General features: G+C 51.7%; 1 rRNA gene (only partly in view). It reads right to left on the bottom strand.

Going from position 1 to position 1,566, the window contains the following annotated elements:
• Positions 1-1,562 (bottom strand): 23S ribosomal RNA (locus tag ACIQXJ_RS24080) (it extends 1,465 nt beyond the left edge of the window).
• Between the last annotated feature and the right edge of the window lie 4 nt (positions 1,563-1,566).

The raw sequence follows: 1,566 nt of genomic DNA, 5'->3' as shown, positions 1-1,566 counted from the left end.
ACGTACAGTGTGCGGATTTGCCTACACACACGCCTTACTGCTTGGACGCGCACAACCAACGGCGCGCTTACCCTATCCTACTGCGTCCCCCCATTTCTCAAACGGTGAGGAGGTGGTACAGGAATATCAACCTGTTGTCCATCGCCTACGCCTATCGGCCTCGGCTTAGGTCCCGACTAACCCTGAGCGGACGAGCCTTCCTCAGGAAACCTTAGTCATACGGTGGACGGGATTCTCACCCGTCTTTCGCTACTCATACCGGCATTCTCACTTCTAAGCGCTCCACCAGTCCTTCCGGTCTGACTTCAACGCACTTAGAACGCTCTCCTACCACTGACATCGTAGATGTCAATCCACAGCTTCGGTGAATCGTTTAGCCCCGATACATTTTCGGCGCAGCGTCACTCGACCAGTGAGCTATTACGCACTCTTTAAATGATGGCTGCTTCTAAGCCAACATCCTGGTTGTCTGTGCAACGCCACATCCTTTTCCACTTAACGATTACTTTGGGACCTTAGCTGGTGGTCTGGGCTGTTTCCCTTTTGACTACGGATCTTATCACTCGCAGTCTGACTCCCGTGTATAAATATCTGGCATTCGGAGTTTGTCTGAATTCGGTAAACCGGGATGGCCCCCTAGTCCAAACAGTGCTCTACCTCCAGTATTCTCATCACGAGGCTAGCCCTAAAGCTATTTCGGAGAGAACCAGCTATCTCCAAGTTCGATTGGAATTTCTCCGCTACCCACACCTCATCCCCGCACTTTTCAACGTGCGTGGGTTCGGGCCTCCAGTAAGTGTTACCTCACCTTCACCCTGGACATGGGTAGATCACCTGGTTTCGGGTCTACGACCACGTACTAATTCGCCCTATTCAGACTCGCTTTCGCTGCGGCTCCGCCTTCTAAAGCTTAACCTCGCACGTAATCGTAACTCGCCGGTTCATTCTACAAAAGGCACGCTATCACCCATTAACGGGCTCTAACTACTTGTAGGCACACGGTTTCAGGATCTCTTTCACTCCCCTTCCGGGGTGCTTTTCACCTTTCCCTCACGGTACTGGTTCACTATCGGTCACTAGGTAGTATTTAGCCTTGGGAGATGGTCCTCCCGGATTCCGACGGAATTTCACGTGTTCCGCCGTACTCAGGATCCACTCTGGAGGGAACGAACTTTCGACTACAGGGCTTTTACCTGCTCTGGCGGACCTTTCCAAGTCGCTTCATCTAACTCATTCCTTTGTAACTCCGTATAGAGTGTCCTACAACCCCAAGAGGCAAGCCTCTTGGTTTGGGCTCTTCCCGTTTCGCTCGCCGCTACTCAGGGAATCGATTTTTCTTTCTCTTCCTCCAGGTACTTAGATGTTTCAGTTCCCTGGGTCTGCCTTCAAGACGCTATGTATTCACGTCAAGATACTACGCGATTAAACGTAGTGGGTTCCCCCATTCGGAAATCTCCGGATCAAAGCTCACTTACAGCTCCCCGAAGCATATCGGTGTTAGTGCCGTCCTTCTTCGGCTCCTAGTGCCAAGGCATTCGCCGTGCGCCCTTAATAACTTAACCGTTC

It is taken from the genome of Lysinibacillus sp. NPDC097868 (genome assembly GCF_044761135.1).
Taxonomy (GTDB): domain Bacteria; phylum Bacillota; class Bacilli; order Bacillales_A; family Planococcaceae; genus Lysinibacillus.
Note: the sequence above shows the minus strand (reverse complement) of the source record. Positions and strands in the feature narration are given on the sequence as shown.